This is a genomic window from Adlercreutzia sp. DFI.6.23 (assembly GCF_024462535.1).
GTDB lineage: Bacteria > Actinomycetota > Coriobacteriia > Coriobacteriales > Eggerthellaceae > Adlercreutzia > Adlercreutzia rubneri.
The window spans coordinates 36,484-60,050 of sequence record NZ_JANGBP010000006.1 but is presented as its reverse complement, the minus strand read 5'-3'; the positions used below and the strand labels follow the sequence as shown (position 1 = coordinate 60,050).

Below are 23,567 nucleotides of genomic sequence, written 5' to 3'. Positions count from 1 at the left end.
CGATAAGACGAAAGGAGGACCCACGTGGAACGCGCCGAAATCGAGGGCGAGATCAACGGCTGCAAGAACATCCTGGACAACACGGACTACCAGATTCTCCGGGCCATCGAGGATATCTTCGCCGCCGACGGCGTTGCCGAGCTGCTCAGCGCCCTGGCCAACGCCGGCAAGCAGATCGCGCAGACCATCAAGCTGCGCAAGCAGTGCCGCGCCCGCATCAACGAACTCGAAGCCATGCCGGCAGACGATGACGAACCCATCGCGGAGGCCATCGAAGAGACACCCACCGAACAAGGAGAGGAATAACCCATGGAAGAGCTGGCCATCCAGTGGCAGCCCGTCGCCGTCGCCGCCGTGATGATGATTCTCGACATTCTCACGGGCTTCGCCGGGGCTGTGAAGTGCAAGACTATCGAATCGGGCAAGATGCGCGAGGGGCTCTGGCACAAAGCCGGGTTCTTCGGGCTCATCGCCCTGGCGTTCGTCTACGAAGTTGGCGCCCTGTGGCTCAACTTCGAGGTCGCGGAGGTGGGCATCGGCGTGAGCGTGCCGGACCTGCCGGCCGTCGGAGCCGTCTGCCTGTTCATCGTGGCCACGGAAGTCGTGAGCATCTGCGAGAACCTGTGCGCCCTGAACCCCGTCATCGCGCAGCTGCCCGTAATCAAGACCCTGAAACCGCACGACCCCGATGCTGCCGACCTGACCGTCGAGATCGAGGACGAGCATGCCACGGGCGCGCGGCTTTAGGCGCGCCCTTCTCTGCGAGCTGGCCGTCCTGGCCATGCTCGTCGGCATCGGCGCCGCCCTGGTGCTCGCATCGCAATGGCATCCGATGCCCGAGACCCCCGAGGCGCTGGCCATGAAGGAGCCGGCCCGCGACCGCGACCTCCTCACCCCTCAAGAGAAGGAATGGGCGCGCGAATCGGGGGTCGGCAGCTACTGGTACGACGGCACGCACTGGGTTGACGAGGGCCTGCCGTCTGAGTATTGGAGGTAAATATGGCAAAGCTATATATCATCTGCGGCCATGGCGCCGGTGACCCCGGCGCATGTGCCGGCGGCCAGACCGAGGAAGAGCGAGTTCGCGCCCTCGCCTCTGTCATCAAGCAGCGCGGCGGCTCAGATGTGGAAGTGCTCGACACCTCGCGCAACTGGTACGCCGACGGCGGCATCAACAGCCTCTCTCTACCGAAGGGCGCCATGCTGCTCGAATTGCACCGCGATTATGCTGCTGAGAGCGCCCGAGGCGCCCACGTCATCATCTACGGCGGGTTCGACGCCGATGAGTTCGACAAGGCCCTGGCCGCGAAGCTATCGGCAATTCTGCCAGGCCGCTCGCAGACCATCGTGAAGCGCACCGATCTGGCAAACCCGAAGCGCGCAGCGAACCGAGGCATCAACTACCGCATCGCCGAGGTGGGCTTCATTTCCAACGCCGAGGACCGCAGCATCTTCGATACGCGCATCACCGAGATCGCCGATGCCATCCTCGAAGCCGCCGGCATCGGGCCGAGCGACTCGGCATCAGCGCCTTCCACGCCGGCCCAGCAACCTGCTGCGAAGCCTTCCGCGCCCTCCGCTTCCAACTCGGGAGAGAAGACCGGCACGGGCTTCGGGGGAACCTACCGATGCACTGTCAGTTCCCTGAACGTGCGCGATGCCCCCACCCTGGGCGGCAACGTGGTGGCAAGCTACTCCAAGGGTCAGACCGTGATGCTCGATGACTGGTACAAGATCGCCGACGGGTGGGTCTGGGGACGCTACACGGGCGCCCAGTCCGGCAAGAAGCGATATGTGGCGGTAGGCAAGCCGACGGGCGGCCCTGCGGCGGATGACTACCTGCTCAAGGTGTAGGGCCGGAAACCTGGCCGGAAAAGGAGAAGACCCCCAGCTAGGGGGTCTTCTTGTATCTCGTGACTATGACGAGTGTTCGCCATGCCACATAATAGCCGAACCACGGGGTTCGACTAATACCACCATGGTGGAGCCTAGGGGGATCGAACCCCTGACCTCATGGCTGCCAGCCATGCGCTCTCCCAGCTGAGCTAAGGCCCCGAAAAAGTGCGAGGACTATATTAGCATAACGGCAGCGGTGCGCAAGAACTTTTTTCAGGAATTTTGGAAATTCCCGCTAGCGGTCCTCGCGCGGCGCTCGCGCCCCTCGCAGCGCCGGCTTTACTCGGCCTCGCAGGTGGCGACGATCTGGTCGATGATGCCGTCCAGGGCGCCTTCCACCTCGTAGGCCTCCACCTTGCCCTCGTCCACCAGGCGCGCGAAGGTCGGGTCCATCGGCAGCGTGGCCACGGCGGGGATGTCGTACTTCTCGGCCACGGCCGCGCCCTGGGGCTCGCCGAAGATGTGGTGCTCCTTGCCGCACTCGTCGCACTTGAAGTAGGCCATGTTCTCCACGAGGCCCACCACCGGCACCTCCAGCGACTTCGCCAGATTCACGGCTTTGCCGACGATCATGGCTACGAGCTCCTGGGGAGCCGACACGGTGACGATGCCATCCACGGGCAGCGACTGGAAAACCGTCAGGAACACGTCGGAAGTTCCCGGAGGCATGTCGACGAACATGTAGTCGACGTCGCCCCAGTTCACTTCCTGCCAGAACTGCTTGATGGCGCCGGTGACGACCGGGCCGCGCCAAGCCACGGGCATGTCGCCCTCGGGAAGCATGAGGTTCACGGACATGACCTCGATGCCGCTGGCGGACTTCGCCGGATTGATGCCGTCGGCATCGGCGGTCAGGCGGCTATCAACGCCGAAGGACTTCGGGATGGACGGGCCGGTGATATCGGCGTCCAGAATGGCCACCTTGTGGCCGCGCTTGTTCATCTCGGAGGCGAGTAGGCTGGTGACGAGGGACTTGCCCACGCCGCCCTTGCCGGACACGACGCCGATCACATGCTTGACGTTGGTGCGCTTGTTGGGCGCAAGGGTGCTGGGGCCAGCCTCGGCGGTGCGATCGCCGCAGCCGGAGACGCCGCAGCTGGAGCACTCGTGGGAACATTCTTCTGCCATGATTCCTTCTTTCTCTTCTCGAGTGGCCGCGCACTTCGCGACCAGGGTAGTTCGCAGGGCATCATAGCACAAACCCCGAGGCATCCTTTCGACACCTCGGGGTTCTTGAACGTCGTAAGAACAAAAGACAGACCGCTTCGGAAAACACGCACCGGCGCTTAGAAATCCTCGGGCATGTCCTTGCCGTCGCCGGATGCGTAGAAGGTGGCCTCGGCGAACAGATCCGTCACCGACCTGCCGTCGCAGAAGGGCAGCTCGAGGAACTCGGCGATCGTGGGGACGAGGGGGCTCGCGTCGACGTAGTGGCCCTTCTCGTTGAACTGGTTGGTGTCCTGGGCGCGCCAATAGCGGTCATTCACATCGGTGAGGTAATACAGCCCATCGGCCACTTCCATGTAGACGGCGTGGTTCGTGTGCAGATAAGTGGGCAGTTCGTCGATGGTGATCTCGAGGGCTTCAACGTCCTTCTTCCCCATTAAGGCTCCTTTGCTTCGGTGAGGGTGGAATTGGAACGGCCTTATGATAGCGCGATCGGCGGTCTGTGGGGGCATCTACGCGAATTAGTCATCGAAGAAGGCCGAGGCGACGCGGGTGGAAGCGGCGGCGTCCTTTGCGTAGAAATCGGCTCCGATCTGGTCGGCGAACTCCTGGGTGATGACCGCGCCGCCCACCATGACCGCGGTGCCGGGAAGCTGCTCGTGAATGAGTTGGATGGTGCGCTCCATGGCGCCGACCGTGGTGGTCATGAGCGCCGAGAGCCCGATGAGGCGCGCGCGGGTGTCGCGAGCGGCGGCCAGGACGGCCTCGGGGGCGACGTCGCGGCCGAGGTCGATGACGGTGAAGCCGTAATTTTCCAGGAGCATCTTCACGATGTTCTTGCCGATGTCATGGATGTCGCCCTGCACCGTGGCCACAATGATGGCGCGATCGCCCGCGGCGTTGGTGGTTCCGGGGGCGCTTGCGGCGGCCTGGGCGTGGTCGCGGATGAGATCGAAGCCGGCTTTGACGGCCTCGGCGGAGGCCATGAGCTGGGGCAGAAAGAACACGCCCTCATCGTACTTCTGGCCGACGACGTCGAGAACGGGCACGAAGATGTCGTTGATGACGGCCAGACCGTCGTGGGTCTCCAGCAGCTGTTCGGTGGCCGCCGCCACCGGCGTGCCGCGGCCCTCCAGCACGCATTCGGCTAGGTGGGAAACGACGTCGGCCGCGTCGGCGAAGGTTTCCGTTATCGGGATGGGACAGCCGGCAGGGACCCCCTCCGTAGGGGCGGGGCTTGCGCCGCCCTCCTCAAGTGGGGTCGCCTTGCTTGAGGAGGGGCGACCAAGGTCGCCCCCAACGGGGATGGAGCCGCCGACCACGCCCGCAGTCGAAATGCCGGCGGCGACCTCGTAGGGATCGGCCGTATTCGCGTAGGCCTCCAAGAACGCTCGGCAGCCGGCGTCTTGGCCGTTTAAGATGCGGAAGGTGGCCACGGTGTCGCGGTAGCGGGCGTTCAGGGGGTTCAAAATGGGCATGTCGAGGCCGGCCCCGAACGCAGCAGCAAGGAACGTGCTGTTCACGAGCGGCCGCGCTGGCAGACCAAAGCTGACATTCGACACGCCGAGCACCGTGCGCACGCCGAGGCGCTCCTTCACCAGGGCCACGGCACGCAGAATTTCGCGCACTTCGTCTTGGTTGGTGGCCGCGGCCATGACGAGGCAATCGATGGCCACGTCCTCGCGCGGAATGCCGTAGGACTCGGCGGTGGCCACGATGCGCTCGGCGATGGCCAGGCGCTCTTCGGCGGTGGGTGGGATACCGTTTTCGTCCAGAGTGAGGCCGACCACCGTGCAACCGTAGCGCGCCACCACGGGCAGCACGGCGGCGAGGTTGTCGGCCTTACCGTTCACGGAGTTCACCATGGGACGGCCCGCATAGCCGCGAGCCGCGGCCTCGATAGCGACCGGATCCGAGGAATCCAGTTGCAGCGGCAGGGGCACCGTGGCTTGCAGCGTACGCGTGACCTGCGATAAGAGCGTCGGCTCGTCGAGGCCAGGCACGCCCACGTTCACATCGAGGATGTCGGCGCCGGCGCGCTGCTGAGCGGCGGCCTCGGCCACGAGGTAGTCTACATCGCCCGCTTGCAGAGCGGCCTTCAGCTTCTTTTTCCCCGTCGGGTTGATGCGCTCGCCGATAACGGCGATGCGCGCCTCGCCCTCGGGCAGCGACGCCATCTGCTGCGCCGAGGTCACCGTGAAGGCAGGACAATAACGCAGGTTGGGGACGCTGGGCACCGAGAGGCCCTTCGGCTCGCTTTGCTCCCCCCAAGCAATACGGGAAGAAGCGGAGCCCGCGGAAACAGCTGCCACAGAGGAGGCCACAGGAGCGTGGGCTGGAACGGAGACGGATGCAACCGCGGGGAGCGGCCGCGCATCGATGAGCGCGCGCAGAGCAGCAATATGGTCGGGCGTCGTGCCGCAGCAGCCGCCGACAACGGTAGCGCCGGCATCTAGGATCGCCTCCATGGCCTGGGCAAATTCGTTAGGGCCCACGTCGAAGACGGTCTCGCCGTCCTGAATGCGGGGCAAGCCCGCGTTGGGCTGCGCCATGACGAGGGCGCGGTCGTGAGGCGCGAGCTCCCCCACGAGCGGTGCCAGCTCCGTCGGCCCCAGCGAGCAGTTGAGCCCCACGGCCGAGGCGCCGAGCGCCGACAGCGTCGTGGCGGCGATGGCCGGCGTCGTGCCGAGGAAGGTCCGGCCGTCCTCGCCGAAGGTCATGGTGGCGAACACCGGCAGCGTCGTGCTTTCCACCGCAGCGAGCACGGCAGCCTTGGCTTCCAGCAGGTCGGCCATGGTTTCCACGACGATGAGGTCGCAGCCCGCCGCCTCGGCGGCGCAGGCCTGTTCGGAGAAGATATCGAAGGCCTCGTCGAAGGTGAGGGTGCCCAGAGGCTCGAGCAGCGCGCCGGTCGGCCCGATGTCGCCGGCCACCAGCGGCGCTCCGGCCGCCCGCGCGTTGGCCGCAGCCGCCGCGTACACCTCGGCCACCGTGGCATCGGTGCTCGCGAGCTTCAGGCGGTTGGCGCTGAAGGTGTTGGTGGTGATGCAGTCGGCGCCAGCTTCCACGTACTGACGCTGGATGGCTACGATGGCCTCGGGGTGCGTGAGGTTCAGCAGATCCGGCACCGCGTGGACGGCATGGAGACCGGCCGCTTGGACGAGAGTGCCCATGCCGCCATCGAACAGCAGGTAGGCGCGGCCGGCCAGGGCCTCGGCCAGATGGGCATCGGTCACGGTGAGCTTACGCGGGGTTGCCATAGCAAGTCCTTCCTTGAGCGCGCAGGGCGCACGTATCGGCAACGGGGCAAGTGGAGCAGCGCGCTCCTTCCCGGACGAAACCTCGACCGGGGTACAGGCCGATGACGGCCGTGATGGATTTGGCGGGAACGAGAAGGTGGGCCGCCGTGGCGCAGATTCCCAGGGCGCGATCGGCGCCACTTGCGACGAGAAAAGCCGGCTGGCAGCTCAGCGGCAGGTCGCCATAGCCGGGGCTGAAGCGCGTAGTGGCGGCCAGACCTCGCGCCGCGGCCTCTTCCACGATATGCCCGTTCAGCACATTGGCCGCCTGTTCCACGAGCGACGATGCGCAGGCATCCGCGAGCAGGCCGTCCGTCGCGCTGAGGGCGCGCTCGCGACGCAGCAGCATCTCGCTTTGCGTCCCCAGCGTCACCGCCAGCAGCACCACGCGCGTGCAGCCTCCCACATGGCGAGCGATATCGCGGCCCGGCAACAGGGCGAGGGCTTCCGACGCGTCCATCTCGCGGTACACCCCGCGCGGGACGAGCTCCTTTTCGCACAAGCAAGCCGCGCGTTCCAGCCTTTCGCGCAGATCCCCCAGCTCCTGGCCGCGATGGCCCAGAAACGCCAGGGCCTCTTCCCTATCGACGCGCGTTTTCAGTTCCACGGCGTCACCATCCTCCAACAACGTCGGAGGCTCTTAGGCACAGCGCCTTCGGCACGGCTCTCGAGATGGCGTAAAAGACAACCACGGTGTTCACCGAAGTCCGGCAGCGGCGACCGCCTCGGCAGCGGCACAGGCGATATCCGGCTGGTTCATGGCGTACACGTGCAGGCCGTCGACGCCGTGGCGGCCGAGGTCGACCAGTTGGTTGCAGGCGTATTCGATGCCGGCTTGGCGCAGGGAGGCCGGGTCGTCCTCGTATTTCGCCAGCAGCTTGATGATGGGCGCCGGCAGCGAGCTGCCGCAGAGGAACACCATGCGCTGGATCTGCGACTTCCCCAGAAACGGCATGATGCCGCAGGAGATGGGCGCGGTAACGCCCGCCGATTCGGCCGCCTCACGGAAACGGTAGAAGTCATCGTTGTTGAAGAACAGCTGGGTGATGAAGAAGTCGGCGCCGGCATCCTGCTTCGCGCGCAGATGGCGGATGTTCTCGCGCGGGTCCAGGCAGTCGATGTGTCCCTCGGGGTAGGCCGCCGCGCCCACGCACAGCTCCGCCTCCTTCAGGCGCGGGATGAGCTCGCAGGCATAACGGAAGTCGGCCGGCTGCTGGCCATCCACAAGGTCGCCGCGCAGGGCGAGCACTGTTTTCACGTCGGCGGCGCGCAGGTCTTCCACAGCATCGTCCACCGAAGCACGGGTGGCGCTCACGCAGGTGAAGTGGGCGACGGCGGGTATGGCCGCCTCCTTCTGGACGAGCTCGGCGATGGCCGCCGTCTGACCGCCGCTGCCGTTGCCGCTGCCGCCAGCCGAGCAGGTCACCGAGATGAAGTCCGGCGACGCCGCGCGCAAACCTTCCACAACCTTTCGGGCCGCATCTAACGTGAGCTGGCCTTTCGGCGGGAACATCTCTGCCGAGAAGGGAATGCGCCCCGCGGCGCCTTCCTTATCGGCCACCCCACAGCACCGGGCGTCGGCCGAACGATTCTCGCGGCTCTCCTCGAATAGGCGGGCAACAGTTTCCATAAGCGACGGATCTCTTTCCTCGTGCGATTCCTCTGCGCGTCGGGCGCGTCACATCTTCCACGCGCTATTATAGGGAGGAACCGGCCTTCGCGCCCGCACCTATCGCTCGCTGGATAGGCAAAAGAGCGATGGAGGGCCATGGCATTTCTCGAAAGGAGCCCGGCTGTGCGCATCGGCATCATCTCGGACACCCACGGCTCGCTGGACCCGCGCGCCTATGCGGCCCTGGCGGATTGCGACCACATCATTCACGCCGGGGACATCGGCGGGCCGTCCGTTCTGCGCGAGCTGGAAACACTGGCGCCAGTCACGGCGGTGCTTGGCAACAACGACTTCGACGAGTACGGCAGCGCCGCGGGCCATTTCGCGCACCCGGTTTTGGAAGGCGTGCGCTTCCTCGTGGGCCACAAGCCGGGCGACGTGCGCGTGAGCTTCGCCGGATCGGCGGCCTTGGCACCGGGCGACCCCCTGCCCGACGTCATCATTCACGGCCGCACCCACGTGCCCGAGCTGAAAACGGGCCCCGACGCGCGGCCCGCGGGCCTCTACCTGTGCCCCGGCGCCGTGTACCGCCCTCGCAGCGATTTCGGCCGCACCATCGCAAAGATGGACGTGGAAGACGGCCACATTCGGCACACCTGGGTGGAGAACCTGGACGGGAAAGTGCTGATGGAGGCTTAGGCGATCTCACTCGCTCTCCTTGCGGGCAATCTGTCAAAATTTTTAACAGATTTTTCCGTAAACTGTAAAAAGTTTTGTCAGATTAGACGCCGAGGCCTACGGTGAGGTGGCTCATGTAGAAGGTGAAGCGCATGAGGAAGAGTGCGGCGAGCAGGGCGAAGGTGCTACAGAAACGACCCCCAAGAGCGCACCGTCTAGCAGCGCGCTGCTCGCACGCGACGGCGCCGCCTTCCGCGACTGTTTCTCGAAGCAGATGGCAGCGGTGCGCGAGTTCTACGGCCTTTCGGCCCGCGAGGCCGAGGTGGCCGAGCTCATCGCCCGGGGCAACACTGTGGCCCACATCGCTGAGTTGTTGTTCGTCTCCGAGAACACGGTGCGCACTCATTCCAAGCGCATCTACGTCAAGCTGGACACCCACAAGCGCCAAGAACTCATCGCCCTCGTGGAGCGCTTCGAGCCCGAGGGACGGTAAGAGCAGAGGCGATTCTGAACGCAGTGAGTGCAGAATCGCCAGGGGCTGCCAGCGTGCGTCCCCTTCTACCGTTCCAGCAGCTGCTCCATGGTGCAGCGGAGGGCGCGGGACAGGCGGTAGAGGGCTATGCCCTGGGCCTTGTTGATGTCCTTCTGTCGCTGCTCGTAGAGCTGGATGGATCGCAGCCCCACGCCGGACGCCTTCGCCAGCTGCGACTGGGAGAGGCCGGCTGCCTCCCGCAGCATGCGGAGGTTAGTGGCCCCCGCGCGCTCGGTGCGCATCTCGTCGAAAACGGCGACGAACTTGCCCTCGGGGGCCTCGTGCAGCGGCCAGTACATGGAGCGAATTTCGTCGTAGGTGGCCGTCGCGAAGATGGATCGGTACGAGCACCCCGTGACCATCTGGTAGTGCGCGAGCACCCACCCGACCCAGAAGTCCGGCGTGCGGTCGTAGCGGAGACTCGGCGCGGGCAGCTCCTCGCAGGGAAGCAGCGGCAGCATGGTGCGCAGCAGGTCGTAGGACGACTTCCCGGCCACGTACACCGGGTTCTGCTTCTCGAATTCCTCGGCGAGGCCCGATGCCAAAAACGCGTGGGCCACCTGGGAACCCGTGCACCCGGCGAGGTTCACGCCGATATCGAAGACGAACGCCAGCACCTCCTGCAGGTCGTGGGCATAGGGCGAGGACGGCAGCTCGATGACCGCATAATGGTACTCCCCCATCTCTCAGCCCTCCCTCATCAGGTCGAGCATGTACACGCCAGCGGGGTCGAAGGGCTCTTCGTGCAGGATGCGATCGAAATCGCGCCGGGCCCTCTCGTCCCGCCGCATGCGCCTCTCGTGCCACCGAGACGCTAGGGCCACTTCTGCCCCCGCAAACGTGAGGGCCCCGAAAGCGGCCTCGCTCACCGCGACCACCTGGCGGCCCAGGCCGCCGAGCTTCATGGCCCGTTCAAGCTGCCCAAGGCTGATGCGGTTTTCCAGAAAGGCCCGGGCGAACGAGAAGTAGGAGTCGTCGGCCCGGTAGCCGATGATCACATCCGCCTTGCCCAGCTCTGCCGGATAACGAGCCGCCACGTAGGACTTGGCGGCCTCCATGAGATTTGTTGCCACGTCGAACTGTCGGTTGGCAAAGAGCACGGCGAGCCATTCGATGGTGCCGTTAGGCTCGGCATCCAAATCGACGACATCGAGGCCGTCGAGAGCGAGGTCGTAGGCGTTCGCGAACCCGTCCCTCGCCTTCGGGCACGCCCATTCACAGGCCAGCTCAAGCGACTCGGTGCAGTAGAAGCCCAGGCCGTAGTCGTTATAGGGGTTGCCCACCCCGAACAACGGCCTTGGCACCCGGATAGGCGACCCATGGTAAAGGCGCATGGACTCGCTCATAACAACTCCTTCTCTATCACCAAAGTGATAGAGAAGGATATCGAAGAAGAGGGTTGTCGTCAACCTAGCGCACCTGGGCAGGCTTGCGGCCCGAGCGCGAGGGACGCCCTACTCCGCTACGCGCTTGCGGTCGGGGTTGAGGAGGGCGCCGGCCAGGGCGGCTACCGCTGACACGCCTCCGGCGATGCGCAGCCAGAGGGCCGTGGCCTGGCAGGCCATGTCGGCGCTCTTGCACACGCCGACGGACAGCGGCGTGTCGAAAGTCATGAGCACGATGGCGCACGACAACAGCACCAGCGCCACAGTCATGGGGCGCTTCGTCACGAGCGCCGCCACCGCCACCGCGGCCAGCACCAGCGCCAGCAGCACGGCGACCTTGGCCGTGTAGGCGCACCGCATGGGCACCATGTTCCCATTGGCTAGCTCGAGGGTTCCCGCGCAGACGGGTGCCCACAGAAGCACCGCCCCACACACCACGGCGGCGCACACCAGCGAGATGATCGGCACGATCAGCTTCACGTTCTTCATTCTGCTCCCTTTCAGACAATGACGGCGAGGCCCTTAGGCGCCGCCAATCCTTCCACGGTCGTGCGCAGCGCCAGCGTCTCCGCGTCAACGGCATGCACCTGACCACCAATGCTGTTTCCCACAAAGAGCGTCTCCCCGTCGGGCGAGAGCACCAGCGTGTCGATGCCCACGCCCAGTGAGAGCCGCCCCGTCTCCGTCCAATCGGCCGCGTCGAAGGCCACGAGCTCGCCGTCGTCCCGGGCGATAGCCCACGCCCGCCGCCCATCGGCGGCAAGCGCCACTCCGGCCACGGAGAGCCCCACGGGCACCTCGAGCACCCGCTTGCCCGTGGCGCGGTCGAGCACGTACAGCGCGCTCACCTGCTGCTCGCCCTCACCGCCCACGCCGGCCAAAATGAGCTGGCCGCCATCGGCCGACACAAGAATCTGCCGCGGACCCACCACGCCGTCGAAGGCATCGAGCTCCTCGCCCGTCGCAAGATCGATGCGAGCCACGTCGTAGGTGCCGTAGTTGGCCGCGTACAGCACGTCCCCCTCAGGCGCCAGGGCCAACGCCACCGTGCGGCGGCCGGCCCCCGGCTCAATGGTGCAGCAAGGCGGCGGGTCGGTACGGCCGCTGAACCCCGAGGAGCTCAGATCCATCGTACTCACAAGCGATTGCAGCGCCGCATCGATTGCATGGACGCCGTTGGCAAAGTAGTCGCCAGCATAGATAAGCCCCCGGGCCTCGTCGCGACACAGCCCGAGAATCTGATGTCCCACGGGAATGGGGGCCGCAGCGGCCGGATTTGCTACCGGGACCGCCGTCACCTCGCCAGTACCGCTGCATCCCACGAAAACGATACCCTGCATAACTAGAACCGAAGCCGGATTGCGGCCGACGGGAATGCGCCCAACTACTTCTCCCGCCCTCGCGTCGACAACTGCAAGAGCGTTCGTCGCGTACTCCGCAACGCACAGCATCCCGGGAGCAATCTCCCCCGAAAATGGCTCGCCGGCATTGATCGGCTCCTTTTGGGGAGTCGGCGACGAACTCTCACGCGGCCCTCCCTCTTCGGCTACATCTCTTGGCGACTCCTCAGTCAGAGCGGCACACCCTGGTGTGCCCAGCAGCCCCATGGCCCCAATACCCGCTAACATCACAAAGCTCCTGCGCGTGATCACAGCGTCACCTCCTCCCGAAGCTTTCCGCCTTCCAAAAGGTATACCTTGTCGGCCTGGGCAGCATAGGAGCGGTCATGGGTCACCAGAACCACCGACCGCCCCTCGGTGGCACAGAAGCCGCGCAGCAACTCGAAGACGCGCTCCGACCATTCCGCATCCAGGTCATTCGTCGGCTCGTCCGCCAGCAGCACATCGTGATGGGAGAGAAGCGCACGGCCGAGCACCAGTCGGCGCTTCTGACCAGCGGATAGCGCCGAGGGAAGATGCTCGGCCCGCTCGCTGAGGCCCAGCTTCTCCAGCATCTCGAAAATGCGGTCTCGCACCACCTTCTCGCCAGAGGCCCGCAATGCCAGCTCCAAATTCTCATAGGCCGTCAGCGCCTGGAACAAATAGGGCGTTTGAAAAACGAAGCCGATGCCCCGCCGATGAATGTCGTCGATCTGAGCGGCCGTCGCCTGCGTCAAGTCGATCTTCCGATACCGTACACTGCCAGCTTCGGGGCGCAACAGACCGCCCATCACGTTGAGCAGCGTCGATTTCCCTTTGCCAGAGACGCCCGTAACCGCAATCATCGTCGAGGGCGGCACAACCATGCTCAGGCCATCGAGGGGGCGCACCGGGGGACGGGATGAGAATTCCTTTACGACGTCGGAAAGCTCTAACAACGGTTCCATCACAACCCTCCTTTGGCAAGCGTTTCCTGGGGATCCTGGCGCATCAGGGCGATCATGGGCTGAACGAGCGCCACCAAGCTGAGGAGCACCGCGAACAGGAGGGCCGCGCAGACAACCCACCCGTAAGCAGAGGGAGCCAACAGGGCTCCCGGCAAATCAAACGAGGTATGGAGCTGCCCGATAATGGCCGACGACGCCAAGCACGCGCAGGCCGTCGCTGCCGCAGCCGCGGCCATCGTGACAACCCCCACCTCGACCACGAAGCTCAAAGCAACCTTAAGGCGGCCAACTCCCATCGTCCTCAGCAGGCCGAGCTCGCCCATACGACTCGACACGAGCGACGAGAACCGCCCCGCCAACGCCAGAGCCGCCAAAAGCACAATGGCCGCCAGAAACGCAAGGGTCATTGATTCCAACACGACCAGTTGGGATGTTACGCTGGCAATAAGATCGGAGGTGCATACCGCTGCAGCGCCCGGCACCTGTTCGATAATGGCAGCTGCCACAGCCGAGGGCTGCGCTCCCTCTTTCACCTTCACCATAACGCACGAGATAGCATCGAAGGGATCGACGTTAAGCCAGACGCTCTCAAGATACGGACTTTCGGCCGCAATGGTTCGCGCAGCATTCACATCCATGAAGATGGTCTCGTCGACGCTCGATCCCGTTGGCTCAAGGGTGCCCACACAGTGAAACACCGATCCGAGAATGGATGCTTGGCCGCCTTCGATGGGTGGCGCTGCGGCCCCCAAGATAATGCCGTCCGGCGGCAGCGCTCCCCCTTCAAGGGCCCCGCCGACCAGCCAGGGGCCCACGATGAAATCTGTCTCCATGTCAATACCCACCACGCGCGTCACCCCGATCACCGAGCAGCAGCTCTGGTTGACCGTTTGCGTGAAGAATTGGGGCGTTGCCTGTTCCACGCCGGCGGTTTCGGCAACGGTTCGCTCGACGTCGGCCGGCAAGTACACGTTGACCGGCTCGGCGCAAAAGAGCACTTCCGAGGCGTTGCCCGAGGCCCCTGCGGGAAGGACCATGATGTCGGCCCCGAGTCGCTCCCGCGAGAGCCTCAGTCCATTTTCGAGCGATGCCACAACAGCCAGCGAGGTGGCCAGGACAAAAACGGCGATGAAGGCAATGAGGGCGGTCATGAGGGATCCGCCCAAGCGCCGGATGATGTTCTTCCAAGCTAGGGAAAACATTGCTCGTCCTCCTTCCAAAAGGGGGCGGCACGAAGCGGAGGGGAGGGAGCGCTTCGTGCCGTTCTTGCGCCCTCGCGGACAAGGGCGCCCTCAGGAAAATTACGCCGTATGGTTCTCGACCACGATGTCGTCAGGCTCTTCGGCCAAGGCCGCATCCACCGTGATGACGAAGTTGGGCTTGGTACCGGAGCTCTCGTCGGACACGATGTCGGCCGCGTGCGCGCCCTGCAGAGACTCCATGTCATCGAGGGCCAGATTTGCACCGGGGCAGGCGGCCACGCACGCAGGCAGCTCACCGCGCTGGCGCCGATCATAGCAGCCGTCGCACTTGAACGTGGTGCTCGACGCCTCGTCGTAGCTGGGCGCACCGTAGGGGCAGGCCGAGATGCAGGTCTTGCAGCCGATGCACACGGAGTGATCTTGAATCACCGTACCGTCTTCCAGCTTGCTGTAGGCCCCTACCGGGCAGTTCGCCATACAGGCAGGCTCTTCGCAATGGTTACAGGCCATAGAGAGGTAAGCAAAAGCTCGCGGATCATCCTGACGAATTGCCGTCACATGCCGCAGCAGCACACCCTTATCCAACTGCTTCTCGCTCTTGCAGGCGATGGAGCAGGTCTTGCAGCCGTAGCAGTTCTTATTGTTCATCCAAAATCCGATAGCCATGGTCTTACGCCTCCTTCTTCACGTCAACGAGAGTCTGATTGCAGCAGTGGGTACCACCGAGAGTCCTCCACTTATCGTTGGTCACATAACTGGACGAGCCGCCCTGCTGCTCCCACCAGCCGTTCTGCAGCCCTACTACCCCAGGCTTGATAAGGTCGTTGACGAGAGCAACGCCGTGATGCTCGCCACGATCGTTGAACACAACCACCGCATCGCCATCCTGGATACCTCGTGTCTCGGCATCAGCGACATTCATAAGAACCACGGGCTTTTGATCGCATACCTCGTCCATCCATTCGAGATTGTTGAAGGTGGAATGCACACTGCGATAAGTCTTCTGCTGAACGCTGAAGAGCGGATACTTGCGAGCCAGTTCATTGTCGTTGCGAGCGTCCTCTTCAGCACGCGCGTAGGAGGCAATGGGGTCGAAGCCCTCCTCCTTCCAGGAGCGTACCCAGAACTCGGCTTTTTCGGAAGGTGTAAGGAATTTGCCGTCTTTATAGGGAATGTAGTCGGGACCCACCACGTCGATGGCCTTTTTCTCCTTCAGCTCCTCATAGGTGATGCCCGCCGGCTCAATGACGTTGCTGATGAGCGTCTCCATGGGCACATCGAAGGCATCGCCGAAGTCGTAACGGCGAGCGAGCTCAGTGAATATCTCCAAATCGCTCTTGGCCTCGCCGGGCGCATCCACCGCCTTCTCCATCAGCTGAATCCAATGGGAGCGGTTCTGGGCCAGCACGCCGTCCACCTCGAAGATGCCTGCGCAGGGCAGAACCAAATCGGAGTAGAGGGCGGTAGAGGTCAGGTACTCATCGACGGTAATGACGAAGGGGATCTTTTCTAGAGCCTTGCGCACCATGTTGGTATTGGGCCACTGGGTCATGGGGCTGCCGGTCATGGACCAGAACACGTTCACCTTGCAGGGGTCTTCGTTCAGAATGGACTCACCAAACTTAAAGCACGGGATGGTGGGCATCTTCTCGAGTAAGTTGGGAACCTCGATCGGCGCACCGGTCTTCACTTCGCACACACCACCCGCATCCGAATAGCCCTCACCCTCATGGCCGATCTGTCCGCAGAACGCTGCCAAGTAGGCACCAACGGCCACGGCGTAGGTACCATTCTCGGTACGCATGAATCCGCCCATGTTGTGAACGATCATGGCATGCTCGGCGGTCGCGTACTCGCGAGCGATACGCTGGATGTCGGCCGCAGGCACTCCGCACTCGGCCTCGGCAGCCTCAACTGTCCAGGGAGCGGCGTTGGCATAGATGAGCTCGAACTCAGTGTTGTACTGCTCGGCCTGGGGCGTTCCCTCCAAAGTGAGGGCAGCCGTGATGTTTGCGGCATCATGGCGCACCACATTGCCCGTGGCGGTATCGAGCACCACAAAGGAGGCCGGATCCTCAGGATCTTCCATCACTGGCTCTCCCGTGGCCTTGTCCACCAGACACGGGGCGCAGGTGTGAGCCAGCAGGAACTCCTCATCATAGAGCTTCTCGTCCACGATGGTCTTCAGCATCGCAAGCCCCAAGGCTGCATCGGTGCCGGGCCAGGGAGCGATCCAGTCGGTAGCCTTAGCGGCCGACTCGGTATAGATAGGATCGATCACCACGAGCTTGCCACCGTTTTCCACCACTTTCTCGAAACGCTGGAAGTAGCCCTGCTTGGTGATGGCGGGATTGTTGCCCCAAATAATGCAATAGGTGCTGTTCTCAATCTGGTTACGGCAGTCCAGAAAGCGCTTGCCGTAAATGTACACAACAGACTCGTACACGCCGGCACAGCAAAGCTTGCCTACCGTCGTAGTGGCGCCGCCGAGATGCGCAAAGAAGGCATTCGCCACCGGGCCGTGCATGGCCCCGAAGTTGCCCGAGCCAGTTGCGTAGCAAATCGACTGGTTGCCATCGGTGGCAATGGCCTCATCGAGCTTCTGCTGGATAAGGTCGAAGGCCTCATCCCAAGTGATCTCCTTGAACTTACCCGAACCCTTATCGCCGTCGCGCAAAAGCGGCACCGTCAGTCGATTGGGATCGTTGCACATAAAGCCACGAGCGATGCCGCGAGCGCAGGCGGCGCAGTCGTTCAACTCGGAAGACTCCACCTTCACAAGCTTGCCGTCCACCACATAGCCCTTGAGGTTGTGATGCTGGCACTCCGGCGGGCACGTAGAGTAGAAGATCTCCGCATTTGCATAGGGATCCTCCCCCGTGACGGGCAGGTCCTCGTCCTTGGCCGGCGCCTCGTCGGTGGCCGCAGGGGCGCATCCGGCCAGGCCCACAGCAGCCGTAGCCGCGGCAGCGCCCACGAAGGCGCGACGGGTGAGCTTGGCGTCAATGGCGCGTTCGCTGTTCTTCGTCATAGAACTCTCCTCCCTCAGATGGGATTTTCTCGCGAGCTGCGGCGAAAAGACGTTTGAACCCCCGCTCTCGGCGGATCTCCTACCGCCTTGCTGTCGCATCGGGCGGCCCTCCTCGGCCGAAACCCTCGCACTCGCTTGCTATTATTCTGCCGTTGACTCAACGTCACTTCAATGGCGGCCAGCGGAACTTTTCATTAAGACTTCGGGGCAAATATTAAAAAAGAATTACCTTCCCCACCGAAGTCTCCTGCATGCAGCTCCATCGGGCATAATATGAAGATTGACGAGGAGGGGACACCATGTCGACCGATCACCCGGGGCGCCCGTTCCGCTATGGCATACGTTTCAAGATCGCCGTTTCCATCGGCGTCATTATGGTTGCGCTCATGGCCGTCGACATCCTGTGGAACCTGTCGCTGCAGAACGCCCAAGCCGAGAACGAGGCTCGCGAGAAGGCCGAGGTACTTGCCTCCGAGATGCGCGCAGCATGGGATTTCGTCGATATGAATCAGGACGTCATCAACCGTGCCGAGGACGGCACCTTCCGTACGAAGCACCTCGTGTGCGTGGTGGCGGCGAAGTCTATCTCCATGCTGTTTACCACGGAGACCGACTACTCCATCCGCTTCACCAACGACACCCCTCGTCAGGCCGCCAACGCGCCGGACGAGTTCGAGCAGGAGGCTCTGGCCGCCTTCAACGCCGACCCGGAACGCAAGGCGTTCTGGCGCGTGGTAGACGCCGGCGACGGCACGCGGGTGTTTCGCTATACCGAGCCTTTGTACGTGACCGAATCGTGCCTGGAATGTCACGGCGACCCCGTCGGCGAGCTGGATCAGTACGGCTACCCCAAGGAAGGCATGCAGGTGGGACAGGTGGGCGGCGCCATGTCCATCACCGAGCCCATGGACATTTACGCCGCCGGCATCCAGGACAGCATGATGCAGCAGGCGATCATGGTGTTGTTCATGATGGTAGCGGCCTTCATCGGGCTGTACTTCGTGACAAGCCGGCTGGTGCTGCGGCCCATCGACGAGCTGCGAAGCGCGGCGGGCGCCGTGGGCAAGGGCGACTTCAACTACACCCTCACGGTGCCCGACCCCGGCGAGCGGCCCCGCGACGAGCTGGCGGAGCTCACCGGCGAGTTCGACCGCATGGCCCGCGACCTTGAGGCGCTTTATGCCGATCTGGAGGGCCAGGTGCGTTCCAAGACCGACGACCTCATGGTGCTCAACGACATGCTGAACTACCAGAAGCGCGAGCTGAAGGTAGCACTCGATCGGCTGGGTGATGAGGTGGCCTACAAGAACGAGTTCTTCGCCATCGTCAGCCACGAGCTGCGCACGCCGCTCACCAGCATTTTGGCCTACGCGCGCATCCTGAACGCGGACGACAGCCTAGCGCCCAAGACCCGCGAGGCCGTGGGCGAAATCGAATCGAATGCCACCCTTTTGCTGAACATGGTGAACAACATCCTCGTCATTTCCAAGCACGCTGCTAAAAAGGACGAGCTTTTGCCCGAACCCGTGGATTTCGTCGATTTGGCCCAGTTCGTGCGCAAGGCGCTGGTCCCTATCGCGGAAGGCAAGGATGTGAGACTCTCCTGCTCGGTGGCGCCGGACGTGCCCTTGAGCATGGCCGATTGGGAGAAGCTGCGCCGCATTTTGGAGAACCTGGTGAACAATGCTATCAAGTACACCCATCGAGGCGGGTTCGTGCGCCTGACGATTGGGTTCGAAAGCGGCGAAGAGGCGAACCACGGCCACGGCAACCATCCCGGCACGCACGTCCCGGATGACGAAGACGCGGCCCCTGCCGGCTGGATCGTCATGCGCGTTGCCGACGACGGCATGGGCATCGCACCCGAGGAGCTGGACCAGATCTTCGAGCTGTACAAGCAGGCCGGGCAGTCGGCCAACCGCCGCTACCGGGGCACGGGGCTAGGGCTTGCCGTAGTGCGCGACCTCACCGAGCTGCATGGCGGCACCGTGGCCGTGGAAAGCCGGGTGAAGGAGGGCAGCACGTTCACCGTGCGCATTCCCTATGCGCCCGTCATTGAGGAAGAGGACGAGGAATCGTAAAACCGCAGGGCGGCCCGCAGCGCCGAAGGCCGAGCCGCTGACAACCGCGAAGGAGGACGACGATGGCGAAGATTCTGCTCGTGGACGATGAACCGCGCATTGCCCGGGTGGTGCGCGACATGGTGGAAGGCGCCGAGTGGCAATTCGCTTACGCCGACAACGGCGCCGATGCGCTGGACGCCGTCGCTCGCGATGCGCCCGACCTCATCATCATGGACGTCATGATGCCGAAGATGGATGGATTCACCGCCTGCCGCGAGCTGCGGACCCGAGGCGTCACCGTGCCGGTCATCTTCCTGTCGGCCAAAGGCGACATCGTGGACAAGGGCGTCGGATTCGCGGCCGGTGGCGACGACTACATGGTGAAGCCCTTCGACCCCCGCGAGCTGATGATGCACATCGAGGCGCATCTGCGCCGCGCCGCCATGCGCCCGAGCAGCGCTGTGCCTTCCTCCGGCACCATCACCGTGGGATGTCTTTCCTTAGATATGGCCCAGCACCGCGCCACCTTGGCCGGCGAACACGTGTCGCTGACCCCGAAGGAGTTCAAGATCCTGGCGACGCTGGCTGCAAGCCCCGGCACGGTGCTTTCCCGCGAACAGCTGGTGGAGGCAGCCTGGGGACCGGAATTCGTCGGCGAGACCAGTTCCATCACCGTGTTCATCAAGAAGCTGCGGGCCAAGATAGAGGACGACCCCACCGAGCCCCGCATCATAGAAACCGTCTGGGGCATCGGCTACCGCCTCGATCCCGAGGCCTGCGGGTAAGCTAGCGAGCGAACCTGCAGGCAAACATTCTCGCTCGCGCACCTTTGACCCCGAAATGATATTTCTGATTTAAAAGTGCCATTTCGGGGCTTCTTTCTGTGCCCAAGCCGATTGCACCCCAGCGCCTTTCAGCCGCATTCGCCAGATGGCCAAAAAAGACGCGCTAACTGCGGTTTTCAGCCCTCTTTCCCCGACTTTCACCATCTACGCATTCGCGCGTCCTTTTCAATAATGTTCTGACCAGGTAAAACTATGATCAAGAGAAACCGCACTTTCGAAACCGCAAGCCGCTGACGCAGCCAGCGCAGATTTTTTGACCAAAAAATGCTCTAGAGACACTTTCGCATGCAGTTCGCGAGTCGTTTTTGGCCACAAGCGTCCTACTTTCCCGCGCCGCCGTGGTTGATGGTGGTGGCGAGGGGGTGGCGCTTCAGAAGAAGCATCATCACGAGGCACGCAAGCATGAGCGGCACGAACCAGAGGAACAGCGGCAGCAGGGCGTCGGAGTAACCGACAGCAATGACCGACTGGGCTGACCCGGGCAGCGCATCCACGATTTGCGGCGTCAGTGTGGCGAGCGACAGATTGTCCACATGGGTGAGCTTGCCGGCCACGTCGGCCGTAAGGCGCATGGTGAACAGCGCGCCCACGAGCGCCGTGCCCACCGAAGCGCCGATCTGCCGGAAGAAGTTGTTCGCCGCCGTGGCGGTGCCCACCATGGCGTGGGGAAATTCGTTTTGCACCACGAGCACGAGCAGCTGCATGCCGAGCCCCATGCCGAAGCCGAGTACGAACAGATACAGCACTGGCACCCACAGCGCCTCGTGCACCCGCATGCGCGACAGCAAGAATAGGCCCACCGTGCTCACGACGCACATGGCCACGAGCATCCCCTTGTAGCGCCCCGTCTTCGACGCCACCCAGCCGGTGGCTGTGGAAGTGATAAGGATGCCCACGCTGGTAGCCGTGCACACGAGACCGGCCACCTCCGGCGACAGATCGTCCAGGATTTGGAAGTAGGTGGGCAGGTAGTTGAGCGCTCCCATGAAGCTGATGTTCAGGAGAAGCCCCGTTACCGAGCACAGCACGAAGTTGCGGTTGCGGAAGAGCCCCATGGGGATGATGGGCTCGGCGGCGCGGCGCTCCAACAGCACGAAGACCACAGCGGCAGCCACAGCCAGAGCGACAAGGCCCATAAACGGCAGACTGCCCCAGGGAATAAGCGTGCCGCCCCAGGCCATGGCCAGCACGAGCGAGGTCACGGCCACGGTCATGGCCATCATGCCGGGCCAATCGAGAGGGTGCTTTCCGAGGGCACGGGCGTCGCGGGGCAACGTGAGTCCGAGTACCACCACGGCAAGCAGGGCCACGGGCACCGTGAACCAGAAGATCCAGCGCCAGCCCGTCACCTGGACGAACCAGCCGCCCATAAGCGGGCCCAGCACATTCGACACGGCGAACACGGCGCCGATGACGCCCATGTAGGTGCCGAGCTTGCGCGGCGGCACCACGTCGGAGAGCGTCGCCTGGGATAAGATGATGAGGCCGCCGCCCCCAAGGCCAGAGACGAGGCGGCCGCTGATGAGCATCTCCATGTTCATGGCCAGGCCGCACACCACCTTGCCCGCGGCGTACAGCGTGAGCGCCGCCATGAGGAGACGCTTGCGGCCGATAAGGTCGCCCAGCTTGCCGTAGATGGGCATGACCAGCGTCGATGAAAGGATGTAGGCGGTGGAGACCCACTGCATGATCTCCACGCCGTTCAAGTCGCCCACGATGGTGGGCAGCGCCGTGGAGGCGATGGTCTCGGAGAGCGAGCTGATGAACATGGCGAGCAGAAGCCCGAAGAACACGAGCGCCAGCGCCCGGCCGTGCAGGGCGTGATCGGTATGGGGCGTGGAAGCGCCTGCGGGTTTTGCGGGCGCCGATGAGGTAGGAGCTATTGCGGGCGACGCAGCTGCAGCGGCCGAAGCCGCCTCCGTCTTCGAAGTCGTATCTGCTGCGCTCACCGCCATAGGTCGCCTCTTTCCAATCAGGGGATTCTCCCTATTTTAGAAAGACGGCCGCCGCAAGCGCCGCGCAACAACCCCGCCTGCGCCGAACTGTCACGGCGCCGTTGAAGACTTGCGCGAGAATGCGTTTGCGAACGCTACAACGCCAGCTCGTACATGGCCACCTGGATGTCGCCGAGGGCCGGGTAGTGCACGGTCCACTCGCCCTTGTCCTCGAAACCGCACGACTCGTAGAGGCCGCGGCCGCGTACGTTGTGGGGGAAGGTGTCGAGGCGTAGAGCCACCAGGCCCTGGGCTCGGGCGATGTCAGCGGCACCATTCACGAGCTGGCGACCGAAGCCCCGGCCGTGGAAGGCCGGCAACGTGGCCACCACATGCAGGACGCCTACCTGTTCGGGCGCAGCATCCACGGCCCAGGGAACGGCGTTGTAACCGGGGGCGCCTTCATGATTCACCACCATGGCCGAGGCAATGATGGGCTCGGACTCACCGCCTTCGGAGACCACTTCAACCTCTTCTGCGGGCAGCAGCCCCACGATCAGCTGGGCCGCCTCCAACGACTCACGCAAGAACGCCGGCGAGGGATGCACGCCATGCTGCCACTGCACGTCGAAATCGGTGCCCTGCATCTCGTCGATCATCGTCGTGTAGAACGCAAGCACCGCATCGAACTCATCGGGCCGCGCCACGCGCGCTTCCAACATCGCCGCTCCCTTCTTCATCGGATTCGAGTGAAGACAGTATAGCGCTGCGATGCCACCTACAGTCCGAGCAACGGGCAGTACAGCGACTCGTCGGTTTCGGAGAAGACGTTGAACACCACGGTCATGGGCACATCGGGATGCTCGTTAAGCCAGCGGCGCACCGTAGCGACGGCGATGGAGGCCGCCTCTTCCTGCGGGAACCCGAACACGCCCGTGGAGATGCAGCAGAAAGCGATGCTGGAAAGCCCCGCCTTGGCCGTCGCGTCCAGGCACGCGCGATAGCACTCGGCCAGCTGACGGCGGTGCGTATCGGTGGGACGTCCGTTGGCGATGGGCCCCACCGTGTGGATAACGTAGCGCGCGGGCAGGTTGTAGCCGTCGGTCACCTTGGCCTGGGCCGTTGGCTCCGAGTGCCCCTGCGCTGCCATGAGGTTCGCACAAGCCGCACGCAATTGCACACCGGCGAAAGTGTGGATAACGTTATCGATGCAGTAGTGCAGCGGCGCCCAGCAGCCGGTCATGCCGGAGTTGGCGGCGTTCACGATGGCGTCTGCGGCCAAAGTGGTGATGTCGCCGCGCCACAAGCGTAGGCGCGGGTCGGTTGGCGACGGGGTCGTGTCGGCCAAGGTCGCCACACCCGCCTCAGCGATGAGCCCCTGCAGCAGTTCGTCCTGGGCCGCGAGGAACTCGCCGGGCGCGGGCCACGGAGGCCGCACGTTTACAAGTGATCGGAACGCAAGCCACAGCGCCTCGGCCGAAGCGCTTGCCAGGCCGCCCTGAGCCGCATCGGCCGCCGCGGGCGGCAGAGCGCACCCATGCGCCTTGCCCTCTTCGACGAGGTATTCCACCAAATATTGCAACAGTTTGCGATCCAT

General features: G+C 63.9%; 24 protein-coding genes and 1 tRNA gene. 8 read left to right on the top strand and 17 right to left on the bottom strand.

Features of this window, described 5'->3' with window-relative positions:
* The first annotated feature begins 24 nt into the window (after positions 1-24).
* From NE591_RS07300 to NE591_RS07285, 4 genes are read left to right on the top strand one after another with little or no spacing between them, the layout of a single operon-like run.
* Positions 25-306, top strand: a complete 282-nt coding sequence (locus tag NE591_RS07300) for a hypothetical protein (protein ID WP_227069815.1) — start codon at positions 25-27, stop codon at positions 304-306.
* A gap of 3 nt (positions 307-309) precedes the next feature.
* A complete protein-coding gene (locus tag NE591_RS07295) occupies positions 310-747 on the top strand; it encodes a phage holin family protein (protein ID WP_161128270.1) in 438 nt (145 codons plus the stop codon).
* Positions 725-997 carry a hypothetical protein gene (locus NE591_RS07290; RefSeq protein ID WP_227069816.1) on the top strand — a complete coding sequence of 91 codons (273 nt, stop codon included), beginning with the start codon at positions 725-727 and terminating at the stop codon, positions 995-997. The genes NE591_RS07295 and NE591_RS07290 overlap by 23 nt, the downstream gene beginning before the upstream one ends.
* 2 nt (positions 998-999) lie before the next feature.
* Positions 1,000-1,854, top strand: coding sequence for an N-acetylmuramoyl-L-alanine amidase (locus tag NE591_RS07285; protein ID WP_227069819.1), 855 nt, complete (start codon positions 1,000-1,002; stop codon positions 1,852-1,854).
* Between the two features lie 125 nt (positions 1,855-1,979).
* Here the strand turns inward: NE591_RS07285 and NE591_RS07280 are convergent.
* The 6 genes from NE591_RS07280 to NE591_RS07255 form a co-directional block, all read right to left on the bottom strand.
* Positions 1,980-2,055: transfer RNA gene (locus NE591_RS07280), tRNA-Ala, on the bottom strand.
* Between the two features lie 120 nt (positions 2,056-2,175).
* On the bottom strand, positions 2,176-3,024 hold the full coding sequence (locus NE591_RS07275) for an Mrp/NBP35 family ATP-binding protein (RefSeq protein WP_022738609.1): 849 nt from the start codon (positions 3,022-3,024) through the stop codon (positions 2,176-2,178).
* Positions 3,025-3,182: 158 nt separating this feature from the next.
* On the bottom strand, positions 3,183-3,500 hold the full coding sequence (locus tag NE591_RS07270; protein WP_157012075.1) for a CDP-alcohol phosphatidyltransferase: 318 nt from the start codon (positions 3,498-3,500) through the stop codon (positions 3,183-3,185).
* An 84-nt stretch (positions 3,501-3,584) separates the two neighbouring features.
* Complete coding sequence (locus NE591_RS07265) at positions 3,585-6,323, bottom strand: homocysteine S-methyltransferase family protein (RefSeq protein ID WP_197745980.1); 2,739 nt, start codon at positions 6,321-6,323, stop codon at positions 3,585-3,587.
* A complete protein-coding gene (locus NE591_RS07260) occupies positions 6,307-6,969 on the bottom strand; it encodes a vitamin B12 dependent methionine synthase (protein ID WP_173111618.1) in 663 nt (220 codons plus the stop codon). Before NE591_RS07260 ends, NE591_RS07265 begins: the two co-directional genes overlap by 17 nt.
* A 90-nt stretch (positions 6,970-7,059) precedes the next feature.
* Entirely contained in the window at positions 7,060-7,992 is a 933-nt protein-coding gene (locus NE591_RS07255) for a methylenetetrahydrofolate reductase (RefSeq protein ID WP_173111615.1), read from the bottom strand.
* Between the two features lie 138 nt (positions 7,993-8,130).
* Between NE591_RS07255 and NE591_RS07250 the strand changes: the two genes are divergently transcribed.
* Together NE591_RS07250 and NE591_RS16250 are read left to right on the top strand one after the other, a co-directional pair.
* Positions 8,131-8,673, top strand: a complete 543-nt coding sequence (locus tag NE591_RS07250; RefSeq protein ID WP_256156532.1) for a metallophosphoesterase family protein — start codon at positions 8,131-8,133, stop codon at positions 8,671-8,673.
* Between the two features lie 106 nt (positions 8,674-8,779).
* A complete protein-coding gene (locus NE591_RS16250) occupies positions 8,780-9,145 on the top strand; it encodes a response regulator transcription factor (protein ID WP_368076297.1) in 366 nt (121 codons plus the stop codon).
* A gap of 65 nt (positions 9,146-9,210) precedes the next feature.
* Here the strand turns inward: NE591_RS16250 and NE591_RS07240 are convergent, their stop codons facing one another.
* The 8 genes from NE591_RS07240 to NE591_RS07205 all read right to left on the bottom strand — a co-directional run bounded on the left by NE591_RS07240 (position 9,211) and on the right by NE591_RS07205 (position 17,128).
* A complete protein-coding gene (locus tag NE591_RS07240) occupies positions 9,211-9,867 on the bottom strand; it encodes a helix-turn-helix domain-containing protein (protein ID WP_173111609.1) in 657 nt (218 codons plus the stop codon).
* 3 nt (positions 9,868-9,870) lie between these two features.
* Entirely contained in the window at positions 9,871-10,530 is a 660-nt protein-coding gene (locus NE591_RS07235; RefSeq protein ID WP_256156531.1) for a DUF3990 domain-containing protein, read from the bottom strand.
* 108 nt (positions 10,531-10,638) lie between these two features.
* On the bottom strand, positions 10,639-11,058 hold the full coding sequence (locus tag NE591_RS07230) for a DUF4418 family protein (RefSeq protein WP_173111603.1): 420 nt from the start codon (positions 11,056-11,058) through the stop codon (positions 10,639-10,641).
* An 11-nt stretch (positions 11,059-11,069) separates the two neighbouring features.
* Positions 11,070-12,020: a YncE family protein gene (locus NE591_RS07225; RefSeq protein ID WP_256156530.1), complete on the bottom strand. Its 951-nt coding sequence runs from the start codon at positions 12,018-12,020 to the stop codon at positions 11,070-11,072.
* 197 nt (positions 12,021-12,217) lie between these two features.
* Positions 12,218-12,895: an ABC transporter ATP-binding protein gene (locus NE591_RS07220; protein ID WP_114548205.1), complete on the bottom strand. Its 678-nt coding sequence runs from the start codon at positions 12,893-12,895 to the stop codon at positions 12,218-12,220.
* Positions 12,895-14,097: an FtsX-like permease family protein gene (locus NE591_RS07215; RefSeq protein WP_173111597.1), complete on the bottom strand. Its 1,203-nt coding sequence runs from the start codon at positions 14,095-14,097 to the stop codon at positions 12,895-12,897. Before NE591_RS07215 ends, NE591_RS07220 begins: the two co-directional genes overlap by 1 nt.
* 99 nt (positions 14,098-14,196) lie before the next feature.
* Positions 14,197-14,763 carry a 4Fe-4S dicluster domain-containing protein gene (locus tag NE591_RS07210; RefSeq protein WP_256156529.1) on the bottom strand — a complete coding sequence of 189 codons (567 nt, stop codon included), beginning with the start codon at positions 14,761-14,763 and terminating at the stop codon, positions 14,197-14,199.
* A gap of 4 nt (positions 14,764-14,767) precedes the next feature.
* Entirely contained in the window at positions 14,768-17,128 is a 2,361-nt protein-coding gene (locus NE591_RS07205) for a molybdopterin-dependent oxidoreductase (RefSeq protein WP_173111591.1), read from the bottom strand.
* Positions 17,129-17,427: 299 nt separating this feature from the next.
* On the opposite strand from NE591_RS07205, the gene NE591_RS07200 reads away from it, so the two are divergent.
* Both NE591_RS07200 and NE591_RS07195 read left to right on the top strand, forming a co-directional pair.
* A complete protein-coding gene (locus tag NE591_RS07200; RefSeq protein WP_114548209.1) occupies positions 17,428-19,209 on the top strand; it encodes a DUF3365 domain-containing protein in 1,782 nt (593 codons plus the stop codon).
* A gap of 62 nt (positions 19,210-19,271) precedes the next feature.
* Positions 19,272-19,976: a response regulator transcription factor gene (locus NE591_RS07195; RefSeq protein WP_173111588.1), complete on the top strand. Its 705-nt coding sequence runs from the start codon at positions 19,272-19,274 to the stop codon at positions 19,974-19,976.
* Positions 19,977-20,356: 380 nt separating this feature from the next.
* Here the strand turns inward: NE591_RS07195 and NE591_RS07190 are convergent, their stop codons facing one another.
* From NE591_RS07190 to NE591_RS07180, 3 genes are all read right to left on the bottom strand, one after another.
* The gene (locus NE591_RS07190; protein WP_173111585.1) at positions 20,357-21,991 is read right to left on the bottom strand and encodes an MDR family MFS transporter; all 1,635 of its coding nucleotides are present in this window, start codon (positions 21,989-21,991) and stop codon (positions 20,357-20,359) included.
* Between the two features lie 134 nt (positions 21,992-22,125).
* On the bottom strand, positions 22,126-22,692 hold the full coding sequence (locus tag NE591_RS07185) for an N-acetyltransferase (RefSeq protein ID WP_173111582.1): 567 nt from the start codon (positions 22,690-22,692) through the stop codon (positions 22,126-22,128).
* A 56-nt stretch (positions 22,693-22,748) separates the two neighbouring features.
* A complete protein-coding gene (locus NE591_RS07180; RefSeq protein ID WP_173111579.1) occupies positions 22,749-23,567 on the bottom strand; it encodes a protein-ADP-ribose hydrolase in 819 nt (272 codons plus the stop codon).

What these genes read in the sequence shown, in the direction of transcription:
- NE591_RS07250 (WP_256156532.1), top strand. Translation starts at nt 8,131, where the DNA reads ATGGCATTTCTCGAAAGGAGCCCGGCTGTGCGCATCGGCATCATCTCG.
- NE591_RS07290 (WP_227069816.1), top strand. Translation starts at nt 725, where the DNA reads ATGCCACGGGCGCGCGGCTTTAGGCGCGCCCTTCTCTGCGAGCTGGCC.
- NE591_RS07200 (WP_114548209.1), top strand. Translation starts at nt 17,428, where the DNA reads ATGTCGACCGATCACCCGGGGCGCCCGTTCCGCTATGGCATACGTTTC.
- NE591_RS07235 (WP_256156531.1), bottom strand. Translation starts at nt 10,530, where the DNA reads ATGAGCGAGTCCATGCGCCTTTACCATGGGTCGCCTATCCGGGTGCCA.
- NE591_RS07230 (WP_173111603.1), bottom strand. Translation starts at nt 11,058, where the DNA reads ATGAAGAACGTGAAGCTGATCGTGCCGATCATCTCGCTGGTGTGCGCC.
- NE591_RS07225 (WP_256156530.1), bottom strand. Translation starts at nt 12,020, where the DNA reads ATGCTGTGCGTTGCGGAGTACGCGACGAACGCTCTTGCAGTTGTCGAC.
- NE591_RS07180 (WP_173111579.1), bottom strand. Translation starts at nt 23,567, where the DNA reads ATGGATCGCAAACTGTTGCAATATTTGGTGGAATACCTCGTCGAAGAG.
- NE591_RS07210 (WP_256156529.1), bottom strand. Translation starts at nt 14,763, where the DNA reads ATGGCTATCGGATTTTGGATGAACAATAAGAACTGCTACGGCTGCAAG.
- NE591_RS07265 (WP_197745980.1), bottom strand. Translation starts at nt 6,323, where the DNA reads ATGGCAACCCCGCGTAAGCTCACCGTGACCGATGCCCATCTGGCCGAG.
- NE591_RS07215 (WP_173111597.1), bottom strand. Translation starts at nt 14,097, where the DNA reads ATGTTTTCCCTAGCTTGGAAGAACATCATCCGGCGCTTGGGCGGATCC.
- NE591_RS07205 (WP_173111591.1), bottom strand. Translation starts at nt 17,128, where the DNA reads ATGACGAAGAACAGCGAACGCGCCATTGACGCCAAGCTCACCCGTCGC.
- NE591_RS07185 (WP_173111582.1), bottom strand. Translation starts at nt 22,692, where the DNA reads ATGTTGGAAGCGCGCGTGGCGCGGCCCGATGAGTTCGATGCGGTGCTT.
- NE591_RS07275 (WP_022738609.1), bottom strand. Translation starts at nt 3,024, where the DNA reads ATGGCAGAAGAATGTTCCCACGAGTGCTCCAGCTGCGGCGTCTCCGGC.
- NE591_RS07255 (WP_173111615.1), bottom strand. Translation starts at nt 7,992, where the DNA reads ATGGAAACTGTTGCCCGCCTATTCGAGGAGAGCCGCGAGAATCGTTCG.
- NE591_RS07270 (WP_157012075.1), bottom strand. Translation starts at nt 3,500, where the DNA reads ATGGGGAAGAAGGACGTTGAAGCCCTCGAGATCACCATCGACGAACTG.
- NE591_RS07240 (WP_173111609.1), bottom strand. Translation starts at nt 9,867, where the DNA reads ATGGGGGAGTACCATTATGCGGTCATCGAGCTGCCGTCCTCGCCCTAT.
- NE591_RS07285 (WP_227069819.1), top strand. Translation starts at nt 1,000, where the DNA reads ATGGCAAAGCTATATATCATCTGCGGCCATGGCGCCGGTGACCCCGGC.
- NE591_RS07220 (WP_114548205.1), bottom strand. Translation starts at nt 12,895, where the DNA reads ATGGAACCGTTGTTAGAGCTTTCCGACGTCGTAAAGGAATTCTCATCC.
- NE591_RS07195 (WP_173111588.1), top strand. Translation starts at nt 19,272, where the DNA reads ATGGCGAAGATTCTGCTCGTGGACGATGAACCGCGCATTGCCCGGGTG.
- NE591_RS07190 (WP_173111585.1), bottom strand. Translation starts at nt 21,991, where the DNA reads ATGGCGGTGAGCGCAGCAGATACGACTTCGAAGACGGAGGCGGCTTCG.
- NE591_RS07295 (WP_161128270.1), top strand. Translation starts at nt 310, where the DNA reads ATGGAAGAGCTGGCCATCCAGTGGCAGCCCGTCGCCGTCGCCGCCGTG.